Origin of the sequence: Streptomyces antibioticus, assembly GCF_002019855.1 — a bacterium.
Classification (GTDB): domain Bacteria; phylum Actinomycetota; class Actinomycetes; order Streptomycetales; family Streptomycetaceae; genus Streptomyces; species Streptomyces antibioticus_B.
This window is the reverse complement of sequence record NZ_CM007717.1, coordinates 3,259,112-3,274,135: the sequence shown is the minus strand read 5'-3', so window position 1 is coordinate 3,274,135 and position 15,024 is coordinate 3,259,112. Positions and strand designations below refer to the sequence as shown.

The following is a 15,024-nucleotide window of genomic DNA, read 5'->3' as shown; positions in this document are numbered from 1 at the left end:
CGCGCCGCGGCGATCCCGCGTCCCGGGGCCGGAGGGGGTGTCGCTGTGGCGGCCTTGTGTCTGGGAGCCGGAGGAGGTCTTGCTGTGGCGGCCCTGCATCTCGTAGCCGATGGGGCTCTTGCCTTGCCGCGCCCGGGCTTCGGCGCCGACGGGGGTCTCCCTGCGCCGCCTCCGCACCTCGGTACCGACGGGGGTCTCCCCGTGCCGCCCCCGCACCTCGGCACCGACGGGGGTCTCCCCGTGCCGCCCCCGCACCTCGGCACCGACGGGGGTCTCCCCGCGCCGCCCCCTCACCTCGACGCCGGCGCAGGTCCCGCCGTGACCACCCCTCCCCCCACCGCCCCGGAGGTCTCCCCGTGACCATCCGGCTCCCCGCCCCCGACGGCACCCTGCGCACCCACGAACCCCGCGCCGAACCCTTCGTCCCCACCGCCTCCACCGCCCGCACCGCCCCCCTCACCTCCCGTACGGTCTTCTCGGCGGCGCATGTCGTGGCCGACCCGTTCGCCGACGTCACCCCCGACTCGCCCGCCGCCGTCGACTGGGACGCCACCCTCGCCTTCCGTCGCCATCTGTGGTCCCACGGGCTCGGCGTCGCCGAGGCGATGGACACCGCCCAGCGCGGCATGGGCCTGGACTGGGCGGGCGCGGCCGAACTGATCCGCCGCAGCGCCGCCGAGGCCAGGGCGGTCGGCGGCCGGATCGCCTGCGGCGTGGGCACGGATCAACTCACCGCGAAGGACACGACCGTCACCACGGCGGACGTCCGCGCCGCCTACGAGGAACAACTCATGCTCGTGGAGGAGTCGGGCGCCCAAGCCGTCCTGATGGCGTCCCGCGCGCTGGCCGCCGCGGCCACCGGCCCGGAGGACTACCTGGAGGTCTACGGCCACCTCCTGCGCCAGTCCGCCGAACCGGTGATCCTGCACTGGCTGGGCCCGATGTTCGACCCGGCGCTGGACGGCTACTGGGGTTCGTCCGACCTGGACGCGGCCACGGAAGTCTTCCTCGATGTGATCGCGGCCCACCCCGACAAGGTCGACGGCATCAAGGTCTCCCTCCTGGACGCCGGACGCGAGATCGAACTGCGGCGACGGCTCCCGCAGGGCGTCCGCTGCTACACCGGCGACGACTTCCACTACCCCGAGCTGATCGCGGGCGACGCGAAGGGCTTCAGCCACGCGCTGCTCGGCATCTTCGACCCGCTGGGCCCTCTGGCGGCGGAGGCGGTCCGTCTCCTGGACACAGGCGACACGTCCGGCTTCCGACGCCTCCTGGACCCGACGGTCCCCCTCTCCCGGCACCTTTTCCAGGCCCCCACCCGCTACTACAAGACGGGCGTCGTGTTCCTGGCCTGGCTGGCGGGCCACCAGTCGCACTTCACGATGGTCGCCGGCCTCCAGTCGGCCCGCTCCCTCCCGCACCTGGCCCGCGCCTACGAACTGGCCGACGCCCTCGGCCTGTTCCCGGACCCCGCCCTCGCCGAGGCACGCATGCGCAACCTCCTGACCCTGCACGGAGTGCCGCAGTGACATCCCTGAACCGCTTCTCCATCAACCAGATGACGGTCAAACAACTCTCCCTCCCCGAACTGGCGGAAGCATGCGCTCAGTTGGGAGTGCTGAACGTCGGCCTGTGGCGCGAGCCGGTCCAGTCGTACGGCGTGGAGGCGACGGCGAAACTGATCCGCGAGGCGGGCCTGACCGTCACGACCCTCTGCCGCGGCGGCTTCCTCACGGCGACCGACCCGACCGCCCGCGCGGCCGCCCTGGACGACAACCGCCGCGCCGTGGAGGAGGCCGCGACCCTCGGCACGGACACGCTGGTCCTCGTCTCGGGCGGACTCCCGTCCGGCTCGAAGGACCTGTACGGCGCCCGGGAACGCATAGCCGACGCCCTGTCCGTCCTGGCCCCCCAAGCCGAACAGCACGGAGTGAAGCTGGCGATCGAGCCCCTCCACCCCATGTACGCGTCCGACCGCTGCGTGGTCTCCACCCTCACCCAGGCCCTCGACCTCGCGGAACGCTTCCCGGCCCACCAGGTCGGCGTGGCCGTGGACACGTACCACATCTGGTGGGACGACCGGGCCCCTGCCGAGATCGCCCGCGCTGGCGCGACCGGCCGCATCCACACCTTCCAACTCGCCGACTGGACAACCCCCCTCCCCGAAGGCGTCCTGAACGGCCGCGCCCAACTGGGCGACGGCGCAATCGACTTGCGAGCCTGGCAGACCCACGTCGAGACGGCGGGCTACACGGGCGCGATAGAGGTCGAACTCTTCAACGACACCCTGTGGACAAGGGACGGCAGAGAGGTCCTGGCGGAAACGGCGGCCCGCTTCACCCACCACACCACACCCTGAACCGCCCGCCAGACCCCCAAAAGAATCATGCACTCCCCGTGCAACCCTCCCCACCCTCCGTGTGTCGTACATGGCGTCAGGACTTCTGGAGGGGGATCTGGGGGGATCGCGGGGGTTCTGACAGAGGGGGCACGCCGAGGGGCCCGGCACGCGACCGGGCCCCTCGAAGTATCCCGCTACGGGCACACCGACCCGTCGTGCAGATACACCGCCTGCCCCTCCCGAGCAGCCCGCACCGCCTCAGCAAGCCGTCGCCGCATCCGCCCCCGGACCAGCCCTCCGGCCTCGTCGACCCCCACGAACCGCGCCTCGGACAACTCGTCATCATGAGGCGTCAGTTGATCCACCCAATCGACGGTGCCGCCATCGAACACAAACGCGATCTGGTCGTCCCAGGGCCCGTGCGGCGCCACCCAGTCGACGACCAACAGCCCCCGCACGACGACCTCCAGCCCCAACTCCTCCCGAAGCTCCCGCACGACCGTCTCCTCCGGCGGTTCGTTCGCCTCGGCCATGCCACCGGGAAGATCCCACCCGGGTTTGTAGGTCGGATTCACCAACAGCACACGCCCCTCCACATCCCGCAGCAACAGATCCGCCGCCACCCGCTTCCGAGGCTGCGTGGCATTCCCCTCGGCGAGATACGCGTTCCAGGCTTCGGGGTCGGCGGGGGTGGGGACGGGTTCCGGCGTCATCGACAAGCGCCTCCCGTTCAGCGGCATCGGGCCTGCGGGCGACGACAACTCGTCCGGAGCCCAGGCCAGTTGGAGTACTAGGCTGCCCCAGTCCGTCGCGGGTGGCATGCCCGCGCCAACAAACAGGGGAGAGAGCGATATGCGCGCAGGTCGGGTACTCGGTGCCGTCGTGGGGGCCGGTGGGCTCGTGGGGGCCATGGTTGTCGTCGCCACGCCGGCCGCCGCGGCGAGCTGTACGGCCACGGCTCTGGAGACCGTGATCATCCGTTCCACCACGAGCACCGGCGGGACCGCGCTGGCCCAGCTCAACAAGGGGCAGACCGCATCCGCCTCCTGCACGATGTACTACGGCTCGGCCGAGTACGAGAAGTGCGACATCGTCAGCAAGCGCTGGGTGAAGGTCACCCGCAGCGGTGTCACCGGCTATGTGGTCGGCACCTGCGTGACGATCAAGCAGTCCTGAGCCGGCAGCCGCAGGGCGGCACAGCCGCCCGGACCGCGTTGTCGGTGCCGGGCGGTACCGTCGGATCATGACCGATCAGGCGGGGGCCTCCCGGCCGGGGGAGCCGCGGCTCGCCACGCTGGAAGGCGTGCTGGAGCGCATCACGTACGCGAACGAGGAGAGCGGCTACACGGTCGCCCGCGTCGACACCGGCCGGGGCGCCGGCGATCTCCTCACCGTCGTGGGCGCGCTGCTCGGCGCGCAGGTCGGGGAGTCGCTGCGGATGGAGGGGCGTTGGGGCTCCCATCCGCAGTACGGCAAGCAGTTCACCGTGGAGAACTACACGACCGTCCTGCCGGCCACCGTCCAGGGAATCCGGCGGTACTTGGGGTCCGGGCTGGTCAAAGGCATCGGGCCGGTCTTCGCCGACCGCATCACCCAGCACTTCGGCGTCGACACCCTCACGATCATCGAGGAGGAGCCCAAGCGCCTGATCGAGGTCCCCGGCCTCGGCCCCAAGCGCACCAAGAAGATCGCCGACGCCTGGGAGGAACAGAAGGCGATCAAGGAGGTCATGCTCTTCCTCCAGACCGTCGAGGTGTCCACCTCCATCGCCGTCCGCATCTACAAGAAGTACGGCGACGCCTCCATCTCCGTCGTGAAGAACCAGCCCTACCGGCTCGCCGCCGACGTCTGGGGCATCGGCTTCCTGACCGCCGACCGCATCGCCCGCTCCGTCGGCATCCCGCACGACAGCCCGGAGCGCGTCAAGGCCGGCCTCCAGTACGCGCTGTCCCAGTCCGCCGACCAGGGGCACTGCTATCTCCCCGAGGAGCGGCTGATCGCCGACGCGGTCAAGCTCCTCCAGGTCGACACCGGCCTCGTCATCGAGTGCCTCGCCGCCCTCGCCCTGCCCGACGAGGACTCCGGCGAACCCGGCGTCGTACGCGAACAGCTCCCGGGGGAGGACGGCGAGCCGGTCACCGCGATCTACCTCGTCCCCTTCCACCGCGCCGAACTCTCCCTCTCCGGCCAGCTCCTGCGCCTGCTGCGCACCGCCGAGGACCGCATGCCGGGCTTCCACGACGTGGCCTGGGACAAGGCGCTCGGCTGGCTGCGCCACCGCACCGGCGCCGACCTCGCCCCCGAGCAGGAGGCCGCCGTCCGGCTGGCGCTGACCGAGAAGGTCGCCGTGCTCACCGGCGGCCCCGGCTGCGGCAAGTCCTTCACCGTGCGCTCGATCGTGGAGCTGGCCCGCGCCAAGCAGGCCAAGGTCGTCCTCGCCGCCCCCACCGGCCGCGCCGCCAAGCGCCTGGCCGAGCTGACCGGCGCCGAGGCGTCCACCGTCCACCGCCTCCTGGAGCTGAAGCCCGGCGGTGACGCCGCCTACGACCGGGACCGCCCGCTCGACGCCGACCTGGTGGTGGTCGACGAGGCGTCGATGCTGGACCTGCTGCTCGCCAACAAGCTGGTCAAGGCCGTACCGCCCGGCGCGCACCTGCTCTTCGTGGGGGACGTCGACCAGCTCCCCAGCGTCGGCGCGGGCGAGGTGCTGCGCGATCTGCTGGCCGACGGCGGCCCGGTGCCCGCGGTCCGCCTCACGCGCGTGTTCCGCCAGGCCCAGCAGTCCGGCGTGGTGACGAACGCGCACCGGATCAACGCCGGACAGCACCCGGTCACCGACGGCATGAAGGACTTCTTCCTCTTCGTCGAGGACGAGACGGAGGACGCCGGGCGGCTCACCGTGGACGTGGCGGCCCGCCGTATCCCCGCCCGGTTCGGGCTCGACCCGCGCCGGGACGTCCAGGTGCTCGCCCCCATGCACCGCGGCCCGGCCGGCGCCGGCACCCTCAACGGGCTGCTCCAGCAGGCCATCACCCCGGGCCGCCCCGACCTGCCCGAGAAGCGGTTCGGCGGCCGGGTCTTCCGCGTCGGCGACAAGGTCACCCAGATCCGCAACAACTACGAGAAGGGGAAGAACGGCGTCTTCAACGGCACCGTGGGCGTGGTCACCGCGCTCGACCCGGTCGACCAGCGCCTCACCGTACTGACCGACGAGGACGAGGAAGTCCCGTACGACTTCGACGAACTGGACGAACTGGCCCATGCGTACGCGGTGACGATCCACCGTTCACAGGGGAGTGAATATCCCGCCGTGGTGATCCCCGTCACCACGGGAGCATGGATGATGCTTCAGCGGAACCTTCTGTATACGGCCGTCACCCGCGCCAAGAAGCTCGTCGTGCTCGTCGGCTCGCGCAAGGCGATCGGCCAGGCGGTGCGCACGGTCTCGGCGGGCCGCCGCTGCACGTCCCTGGCCTTCCGGCTGGCCGCGGGGGCCGGCGGAGCCCGCCCCGGAGAGCGCGCGGAGGGCCCGGCGGAGGACCCCTTCGATGACCGCTGACCGGTCATCGGTGACCGCTGGACAGGAAATGATCGATCAAATGAGTCACGTGGGTCACAGAGCACTTCCGCAAGGGGGGCGAAGGCGGCAGGATGAGAAAGTTGGCGGCACTCAGTGCCGCCGATACGCCCAATGGTCGACCCCGAGTGCACTCTCCTGCGCCAAATGGGGGATGGTAGAGACAGTCAGGGCAACCTCGAAGAAGAGGCACAACGTCGGTGAGGGATGACGTGAGCGAGCACACCAACAATGCTGTAGTACTGCGGTACGGCGACGGCGAGTACACCTACCCGGTGATCGACAGCACCGTCGGCGACAAGGGCTTCGACATCGGGAAGCTCCGCGCGCAGACCGGTCTGGTGACCCTGGACAGCGGCTACGGCAACACCGCCGCCTATAAATCCGCCATCACCTACCTTGACGGCGAGCAGGGCATCCTCCGGTACCGCGGCTACCCGATCGAGCAGCTCGCGGAGCGGTCGACCTTCCTCGAGGTCGCCTACCTGCTGATCAACGGCGAGCTGCCGACGGTCGACGAGCTGAGCGTCTTCAAGAACGACATCACGCAGCACACCCTGCTGCACGAGGACGTCAAGAACTTCTACCGGGGCTTCCCGCGTGACGCCCACCCGATGGCCATGCTGTCCTCGGTGGTCTCGGCGCTGTCCACCTTCTACCAGGACAGCCACAACCCGTTCGACGAGAAGCAGCGCAACCTCTCGACGATCCGGCTGCTCGCCAAGCTCCCGACGATCGCCGCGTACGCGTACAAGAAGTCGATCGGTCACCCGTTCGTCTACCCGCGCAACGACCTCGGGTACGTCGAGAACTTCCTGCGCATGACCTTCTCGGTCCCCGCCCAGGAGTACGAGCTCGACCCGGTCGTCGTCTCGGCGCTGGACAAGCTGCTCATCCTGCACGCGGACCACGAGCAGAACTGTTCGACCTCCACGGTCCGTCTGGTCGGCTCCTCGCAGGCCAACATGTTCGCGTCGATCTCGGCCGGCATCAACGCCCTGTGGGGCCCGCTGCACGGCGGCGCCAACCAGTCCGTCCTGGAGATGCTGGAAGGCATCCAGGCGAGCGGCGGCGACGTGGACTCCTTCATCCGCAAGGTGAAGAACAAGGAGGACGGCGTCCGCCTGATGGGCTTCGGCCACCGGGTGTACAAGTCCTTCGACCCGCGCGCCAAGATCATCAAGGCCGCCGCGCACGACGTGCTGTCCGCCCTCGGCAAGTCCGACGAGCTGCTGGACATCGCGCTGAAGCTGGAGGAGCACGCGCTCTCCGACGAGTACTTCGTCTCGCGCAACCTCTACCCGAACGTCGACTTCTACACCGGTCTGATCTACCGGGCCATGGGCTTCCCGACCGAGATGTTCACGGTCCTCTTCGCCCTCGGCCGGCTGCCGGGCTGGATCGCCCAGTGGCACGAGATGATCAAGGAGCCCGGCTCCCGCATCGGCCGTCCGCGCCAGATCTACACCGGCGTCGTCGAGCGCGACTTCGTGCCGGTCGAGGCGCGCTGACCCGCCGGTACCGCCGACACCGCTGACCGCGAGGGGCGCCCGCAGCGCGCCGGTGCCCCCGCCTGTCGGCCCCGTCGGCCCATGAACGCAGCCCTGTCCGAGCGGATCGACCCGCCCGGACAGGGCTGTCTCAGCCAGGTCCGGACATACGGAAGGCGCCCTGACGTCAGTCCCCCCACGGGCCGACGACCAGGGCGCCTTCCCATGTCCCGGTGCGGATTCCCCCCACGGGATCCGGCCGGGCGTTCATGAGACCAGCGCCTGAATTCGCTGTGTCCATATGCGGTTGTCCACCGAAGGTGCGATCTGCCGGGACAGCGCACGCTGGGAGGGCCGCTCAAAGCTTCCCGGTGTGCGTGCCCCGGCAACGCATCTCTGAGGAAGTCCCCCAAGACATCCCCAGATGCCGGTCTGCGCCCCCCAAGACGCTTTCCGACATCGTCAACTTAGACCGTCGAACCCCTTCGGTGGTTACGTTCCCATCACTGTGATCTGTGTCTCTTGCATATGTCCGATAGATGCGCAAGGGCCCAAATACAGCGATCGAGGCCCAAGCGTAAGGAAGATGCGCGAGCCTTGTGAAGAGCTTATGTGAGGCTCGCGCTGGACTCCAGGGGGTCTGACGTAAACGTCCCCCCTTACCGGACTGTTACCGGAAGGACCGCAGCCGCAGACTGTTGGTCACCACGAACACCGACGAGAACGCCATCGTCGCGCCCGCGATCATCGGGTTGAGCAGTCCGGCCGCGGCCAGCGGCAGCGCGGCCACGTTGTATCCGAACGCCCAGACCAGATTGCCCTTGATCGTCGCCAGCGTCCGCCGCGACAGCCGGATGGCGTCCGCGGCCACCCGCAGATCCCCGCGCACCAGCGTCAGATCGCTCGCCTCGATCGCCGCGTCCGTCCCGGTGCCCATCGCGAGCCCCAGATCGGCGGCGGCCAGCGCGGCCGCGTCGTTCACGCCGTCGCCGACCATCGCGACCACCCGGCCCTCGCCCTGGAGCCGCCGGACCTCGGCGACCTTGTCCTCGGGCAGCACCTCGGCGATCACCTCGTCGATGCCCACGGCCCGGGCCACCGACTCCGCGACGGCCCGGTTGTCCCCGGTCAGCAGCACCGGCGTGAGCCCCAGCGCACGCAGGGCGCGCACCGCCTCGGGGCTGGTCTCCTTGACCGCGTCGGCGACCGCGAGCACCCCGCGCGCCTCGCCGTCCCACCCGACGACGACGGCCGTACGACCGTCCCGCTCGGCCTCGTCGCGGGCGCGGGCCAGCTCGGCCGGGAGGCTGTCGAAGAGGCGCCCCACGGCGACCTCGTGTCCCTCGACGCGTCCGCGCACGCCGCGTCCGGGCACGTTCTCGAAGTGCTCGGCCGCCGGCAGCGGACCGTTCTCCACGGCGGCCGCGGCCACCGCCTGTGCCACCGGGTGTTCGGAGGCGTGCTCCAGGGCGCCCGCGAGCCGCAGCAGCTCCCGCTCGTCGGTGCCCTCGGCGGCGTACACCGTCTGGAGGGTCATCCGGCCGGTGGTGACGGTGCCGGTCTTGTCCAGGACGACCGTGTCGACGCGCCGGGTGGACTCCAGGACCTCGGGGCCCTTGATGAGGATGCCGAGCTGGGCGCCGCGGCCGGTGCCGACCATCAGCGCGGTGGGCGTGGCGAGCCCCAGGGCGCAGGGGCAGGCGATGATCAGCACGGCGACGGCGGCGGTGAACGCGGCGGCCGTGTCCCCGGTCGCGCCGAGCCAGCCGCCGAAGGTGGCGGTCGCGATCAGCAGCACCACCGGGACGAAGATCCCGGAGATCCTGTCGGCCAGCCGCTGCACCTGCGCCTTGCCGTTCTGCGCGTCCTCCACCAGCCGGGCCATCCGGGCGAGCCGGGTGTCGGCGCCGATCCGGGTGGCCTCGACGACCAGCCGCCCGCCCGCGTTGACGGTCGCGCCGGTGACGGTGTCGCCGGGCCCGACGTCCACCGGCACGGACTCGCCGGTGAGCATCGACGCGTCCACCGCCGACACGCCCTCGACCACCGTCCCGTCGGTGGCCACCTTCTCCCCGGGCCGTACGACGAACCGGTCCCCGACCGCCAGCCGGTCGACCGGGATCCGTGTCTCGCGCCCGTCCCGCAGGACGGCGACGTCCTTGGCGCCCATCTCCATCAGGGCCCGCAGAGCGGCTCCGGCGCGCCGCTTGGAGCGGGCCTCCAGGTAGCGGCCGAGCAGGATGAAGACGGTGACGCCCGCGGCGACCTCCAGATAGATCGCGGAGGAGCCGTCGGTGCGGGAGACGGTGAGTTCGAAGGGGTGCCGCATGCCGGGCATCCCGGCGTCGCCGAAGAACAGCGCCCACAGCGACCAGCCGAGCGCGGCCAGCGTGCCCACCGAGACCAGGGTGTCCATGGTGGCGGCGCCGTGCCGCAGGTTCGTCCACGCGGCCCGGTGCAGCGGGGCGCCGCCCCAGACGACCACGGGCGCGGCGAGCGTCAGCGAGAGCCACTGCCAGTTGTCGAACTGGAGGGAGGGCACCATCGCGAGCAGTACGACCGGTACGGCGAGCAGGGCCGAGATCAGGAGCCGGTGGCGCAGGGCGGCCAGTTCGGGGTCCCGGGGGGCCTCCACGCCGGAGTCGGTGCCGGTGTCCGCCGGGGTGGGCTCGGGCGCGGGTTCCTCGGCCGTGTAGCCGGTCTTGACCACGGTCGCGATCAGGTCGGCGACCTCGACGCCGGCGGGGTAGCTGACCCGGGCCTTCTCCGTGGCGTAGTTGACCGTGGCGGTGACGCCCTCCATGCGGTTGAGCTTCTTCTCGACGCGGGCCGCGCAGGAGGCGCAGGTCATCCCGCCGATCAGCAGCTCCACCTCGGCGGCGGGGTCGGCTATCGGGGTCTCGGCGGCGGTGGTGGCGCCGGCGGTGCTGGTCATGCGTACTCCAGGAAACGGACCGGGCCGCACGGATCCAGTATGAGCTGGTCGGTACGGCCCGGTGGATGCCTCGGGGTGTGCTCGGGGTGTGCTCGGGGTCGCCTCGGGGGCGGTCGCCTCGGCGTGGCGCGGGCTGGGCGGCTCGCGGCGGCTGCCTCAGGCCCGGCCGACCAGCTCGAAGCCGGCCTCGTCGACGGCGGCGCGCACGGCGGCCTCGTCCAGTTCGGTGGCGGAGACGACGGTGACCTCGCCGGTGGAGGCCACGGCCTTGACCGAGCTGACGCCGGGCAGCTCGGAGATCTCACCGGAGACCGCGCCCTCGCAGTGGCCACAGCTCATGCCGGTCACCTTGTAGACGGCGGTGACGGTTCCCGGGGTGTCGGTTTGAGCGGTCATGTCGTTCTCCTCGTGGAGGCAGGTGGGGCCGTCGGGGCCCGCGAGGGGCTCCCGCTCTCCACAACACTATACCCCTAGGGGGTATTCCCGGCGGTGGCGCCAGGGGCGATCCCGAGGCGGTCGCCCACCAGCGGCTCCAGGTAGCGGATGAGCACGGCCTTCAGCTCCCGCACATACGCGTCGCGTTCGGCGCCCTCGTGTCCCAGGATCAGTTCGAGGCCCGCCTTGTAGACGCCGAGGCACATCTGCGCGGTCCGGGTCAGCTCGGCGTCGGGCGCGTCGGGCAGGAACGAGGAGAGCAGGTCCTGGATCCGGGAGAGCAGCGTGGCGTGCAGCGCGTCGTGCTCCTCGGCCATGCGGCCGGGGATGTCGGGGCCGTGCATCAGGGCGAAGAACACCGGATGGTCGCAGTTGAAGGCGATGAACCGGTCGATCGCCGCGCCGACCGCGGTCTCCAGTGGTGTCGCGGGGTCGACGGGGGCGAGCGCCTCGCCGTAGGTCTCGCGCATCTCGTGCATCAGCCGGTCGCCCAGCTCGATCGCGATGGCTTCCTTGTTCGGGAAGAACTGGTAGAGCGTGCCCGGTGAGACGCCGGCCTCGCGGGCGATGGCGTTGGTGCTGGCGGCGGTGTATCCGGTCGAGCAGAAGACACTGGCCGCGGCTTCGAGCAGTTGTGCGATACGGCGCTCTCCCCGCGCCTGGCGGCGGCGTGGCTGTTCCTTCTGCGGGTTGTCGGGCACGAGTTATCCCCAGCTCTCCGAACGTCATTGACAAACGCGAGCGGTCGCTCGCATTCTGGTCCCGGACGGAAATGCGAGCGATCCCTCGTGTTTTCAGTTAATGGTGCCAGGTGAAGGGGACACCGCACGATGACCGAAGTCAACCGCACACCCCGTGTCGGGGGCTGGACCCGCTTCGTGACCGCCCGGCCGAGGCTGTCGCTGCTCGCCGCCCTGGTGCTCACCGCCCTCGCGGTGCTGGCCGGCAGCGGTGTCGCCGACCGGCTCGGCAGCGGCGGCTGGGAGGACCCCGACGCCGAGTCGACGTACGCGACCCGGGCCCTGGAGCGGGCGTTCCCCGACTCCCAGCCCAACCTCGTGCTGCTGGTCGGCGCGGGCGGCGCCTCGGTGGACGACCCCGCGGTGGCGGCCGAGGCGAACCGGCTGACCGAGCGGCTCGCCGCCGAGCCCGGTGTCGTCGGCGTCGGCTCCTACTGGCGGGCCGATCCCGCCGCGGCCCCCGCCCTGCGCGCCACCGACGGTCACGAGGCGCTGATAGCGGCCCGGATCACCGGCGACGAGAAGGCGATGGGCGAGACCCTCGACCGCATCGCCCCCTCCTACCGCGGGGCGCACGGCCCGGTGGAGGTGAAGATCGGCGGCATCGTCGCCGTGCGGCACGAGATGCAGACCACCATCCAGGAGGATCTGGTCCGCGCCGAGCTGATCGCCCTGCCGATCACGCTGATCCTGCTGGTGATGGTCTTCGGCAGCGCGGTCGCCGCCCTGCTGCCGCTGGGCATCGGCATCGTCGCCATCCTCGGCACCAACGCCATCCTCAGCGGTCTGACGGCCTTCACCGACGTGTCCGTCTTCGCGATGAACCTCACCACGGCACTGGGCCTCGGCCTCGCCGTCGACTACGCGCTGTTCATCGTCCGCCGCTTCCGCGAGGAACTTGCCGCCGGCGCCGACTCGCGGACCGCCATCGGCACCACCCTGCGCACCGCCGGCCGCACGGTGCTGTTCTCCGCGCTCACGGTCGCGGTGTCGCTCGCCGCGATGCTCGTCTTCCCCCAGTACTTCCTGCGCTCCTTCGCCTACGCGGGCATGGCGGTGGTCCTGCTGGCCGCCGCGGCCGCCCTGATCCTGCTCCCGGCGGCCCTCGTCCTGCTCGGCGACCGGGTCAACGCGCTCGACCTGCGGCGTGCCTTCCGCAGAAACCGCGCCGAGACGCCGGACGCCACCACGGCCTCGGCCCCCGAGGAGGGCGGCAAGGGCTGGGGCCGCACCGCGGACCTGGTCATGCGCCGGGCCCCCTTCTTCGCCCTCGGCACCACGGCCGTCCTCGTCCTGCTCGGACTGCCCTTCCTGGGCGTGAAGTTCGGCACCGCGGACGACCGCCAGCTCCCCTCCTCCGCCGAGTCCCATGTCGTCCAGCAGCACATCAGGGACGGCTTCCCGGGCAGTCCGGGCGGCGGTCTGGAGATCCTGGCCGAGGGCAGCGCCACTCCGGCCCAGTACGCGGACTACAAGCAGCGGATCGCGGCGCTCCCCGAGGTGGTCCGGGTCGACGGCCCGCTGGTCAACGGCGACAAGGCGTACTTCACGGTCCTGCCCGACGGCGAGTCGGTGGACGAGGCGGCGCAGAGCCTGGTCGGCGACCTGCGCGCCACGAAGGCCCCGTTCGACACCAAGGTGACCGGCACGGCGGCCGTCCTGGTCGACTCCAAGCACGCCATCGGCGCCCAACTGCCCTGGGCACTGGCCTTCATCGCGATCGTCACCCTGCTCCTGGTCTTCCTCCTCACCGGCAGCGTGCTCGTCCCGCTCCAGGCGGTGCTGCTCAACGCCCTCAGCCTGACGGCGATGTTCGGCGCGGTGGTCTGGGTCTTCCAGGACGGCCATCTCTCCGGCCTGCTCGGCTTCACCAGCCCCGGTTCCATCGAGACCACCCTGCCGGTGCTGATGTTCTGCGTCGCCTTCGGTCTCTCCATGGACTACGGCGTGTTCCTGCTCTCCCGCATCAAGGAGGAGTACGACCGCACCGGCGACCACGACCGCGCGGTCCGGCTCGGCCTGACCCGCACCGGCGGTCTGATCACGGCGGCGGCGGTCATCCTGGCCGTGGTGATGGTCGCGATCGGCACCTCCCGGGTCACCAACACCAAGATGCTCGGCCTGGGCATCGCCCTGGCGGTCGTGATGGACGCGATGGTGGTCCGCAGCCTCCTGGTCCCGGCGATCATGCGCCTCACCGGCCGCGCCACCTGGTGGGCCCCGGCCCCCCTGCGCCGCTTCCACGACCGGTTCGGCGTGAGCGAGGGCGGCCCGACGGCCCCGGCCGAGGAGATATCCGGCGAAGAGCCCCGCGAGGAAGTGGGGGAGACCGAGGAGACACGGGACAAGGCCACCACGCGCGGTTAGCGTGCTCGGTGATCTCCGGGGCGGGAGGACAGAGCCGCCTCGGGCGGGCCGAGAAGGAGCCGTGGATGCGGGTAGTGGTCTTCGAGCGGTACGGCGAGCCGGCCGAGGTGCGGGAGGTCCCCGACCCCCGGCCCGCTCCCCACGGAGTGGTCGTCCGGGTCGAGGCGACCGGCCTGTGCCGCAGCGACTGGCACGGCTGGATGGGCCACGACCCGGACATCGCCCTCCCGCACGTCCCCGGGCATGAACTCGCCGGGGTCGTCGAGGAGGCGGGCCCGGCCGTCACCGGCTGGCGAGTCGGCGACCGGGTCACCGTCCCCTTCGTCTGCGGCTGCGGAAGCTGCCCGTCCTGCGCGGCCGGCGACCACCAGGTGTGCGAGCGCCAGACCCAGCCCGGGTTCACCCACTGGGGCTCCTTCGCCCAGTTCGTCGCCCTGGACCACGCCGACGTCAATCTGGTGGCCGTCCCCGAGGACCTCTCCAGCGCCACCGCCGCCTCCCTGGGCTGCCGGTTCGCCACCGCGTTCCGGGCGGTCGTACGGCAGGGCCGGGTCGCGGCGGGGGAGTGGGTCGCGGTGCACGGCTGCGGCGGGGTGGGCCTGTCCGCGGTGATGATCGCGGCGGCGAGCGGGGCGCGGGTGATCGCCGTGGACGTCTCCCCGCGCGCCCTCGACCTGGCCCGGAGGTTCGGCGCGGCGGAGTGCGTGGACGCCGGGACCGTGCCGGACACGGCGGCGGCGGTGCGTGAGCTGACCGGCGGCGGCGCGCATCTCTCGCTCGACGCCCTCGGCTCCCCGGCCACCTGCGCCGCCTCGGTGAACGGCCTGCGCCGCCGGGGCCGGCACGTCCAGGTGGGCCTGCTGCCCTCGGCCGACGGCACGACCGCCGTCCCGATGGCCCGCGTCGTCGCCCTGGAACTGGAGATCCTGGGCAGTCACGGCATGGCCGCGCACACCTACCCGGCGATGCTGGAGGCGGTCCGCTCCGGGGTGCTCCGCCCCGACCTGCTGGTGACCTCGACGATCACCCTGGACGCCGTACCGGAGGCACTGGCGGCGATGGGGACGGCGCCGGGCGCCGGAGTGACCGTCATCGAGCCCTGGAGCTGAGCGGGGAAAGCGGAAGGGGAGGGCCCA

11 protein-coding genes are annotated in these 15,024 nt (G+C 71.4%); 7 read left to right on the top strand and 4 right to left on the bottom strand.

The window, feature by feature from the left end; all coding sequences use genetic code 11:
* The first annotated feature begins 356 nt into the window (after window positions 1–356).
* Window positions 357–1,532: a dihydrodipicolinate synthase family protein gene (locus AFM16_RS14465; RefSeq protein WP_078633558.1), complete on the top strand. Its 1,176-nt coding sequence runs from the start codon at window positions 357–359 to the stop codon at window positions 1,530–1,532.
* Window positions 1,529–2,362, top strand: coding sequence for a sugar phosphate isomerase/epimerase family protein (locus AFM16_RS14460; RefSeq protein ID WP_078633557.1), 834 nt, complete (start codon window positions 1,529–1,531; stop codon window positions 2,360–2,362). Before AFM16_RS14465 ends, AFM16_RS14460 begins: the two co-directional genes overlap by 4 nt.
* A 176-nt stretch (window positions 2,363–2,538) precedes the next feature.
* Here the strand turns inward: AFM16_RS14460 and AFM16_RS14455 are convergent, their stop codons facing one another.
* Entirely contained in the window at window positions 2,539–3,057 is a 519-nt protein-coding gene (locus AFM16_RS14455) for an NUDIX domain-containing protein (protein ID WP_078636950.1), read from the bottom strand.
* Window positions 3,058–3,196: 139 nt separating this feature from the next.
* On the opposite strand from AFM16_RS14455, the gene AFM16_RS14450 reads away from it, so the two are divergent.
* From AFM16_RS14450 to AFM16_RS14440, 3 genes are all read left to right on the top strand, one after another.
* A complete protein-coding gene (locus AFM16_RS14450; RefSeq protein ID WP_218670754.1) occupies window positions 3,197–3,520 on the top strand; it encodes a hypothetical protein in 324 nt (107 codons plus the stop codon).
* A gap of 67 nt (window positions 3,521–3,587) precedes the next feature.
* Window positions 3,588–5,903, top strand: a complete 2,316-nt coding sequence (gene recD2, locus AFM16_RS14445) for an SF1B family DNA helicase RecD2 (protein WP_078633555.1) — start codon at window positions 3,588–3,590, stop codon at window positions 5,901–5,903.
* Between the two features lie 230 nt (window positions 5,904–6,133).
* Complete coding sequence (locus AFM16_RS14440) at window positions 6,134–7,432, top strand: citrate synthase (RefSeq protein ID WP_030779833.1); 1,299 nt, start codon at window positions 6,134–6,136, stop codon at window positions 7,430–7,432.
* Window positions 7,433–8,081: 649 nt separating this feature from the next.
* Here AFM16_RS14440 and AFM16_RS14435 read toward each other — a convergent pair.
* The 3 genes from AFM16_RS14435 to AFM16_RS14425 all read right to left on the bottom strand — a co-directional run bounded on the left by AFM16_RS14435 (window position 8,082) and on the right by AFM16_RS14425 (window position 11,482).
* Window positions 8,082–10,346 (bottom strand): heavy metal translocating P-type ATPase, encoded by a 2,265-nt coding sequence (locus tag AFM16_RS14435; RefSeq protein ID WP_078633554.1) that lies wholly within the window; start codon window positions 10,344–10,346, stop codon window positions 8,082–8,084.
* Between the two features lie 156 nt (window positions 10,347–10,502).
* Entirely contained in the window at window positions 10,503–10,742 is a 240-nt protein-coding gene (locus AFM16_RS14430) for a heavy-metal-associated domain-containing protein (protein ID WP_078633553.1), read from the bottom strand.
* 74 nt (window positions 10,743–10,816) lie between these two features.
* A complete protein-coding gene (locus AFM16_RS14425; protein WP_078633552.1) occupies window positions 10,817–11,482 on the bottom strand; it encodes a TetR/AcrR family transcriptional regulator in 666 nt (221 codons plus the stop codon).
* A gap of 129 nt (window positions 11,483–11,611) precedes the next feature.
* On the opposite strand from AFM16_RS14425, the gene AFM16_RS14420 reads away from it, so the two are divergent.
* Both AFM16_RS14420 and AFM16_RS14415 read left to right on the top strand, forming a co-directional pair.
* Window positions 11,612–13,888, top strand: a complete 2,277-nt coding sequence (locus tag AFM16_RS14420) for an MMPL family transporter (protein WP_078633551.1) — start codon at window positions 11,612–11,614, stop codon at window positions 13,886–13,888.
* Window positions 13,889–13,953: 65 nt separating this feature from the next.
* Window positions 13,954–14,997, top strand: coding sequence for a zinc-dependent alcohol dehydrogenase family protein (locus AFM16_RS14415; protein ID WP_078633550.1), 1,044 nt, complete (start codon window positions 13,954–13,956; stop codon window positions 14,995–14,997).
* Window positions 14,998–15,024: the final 27 nt, after the last annotated feature.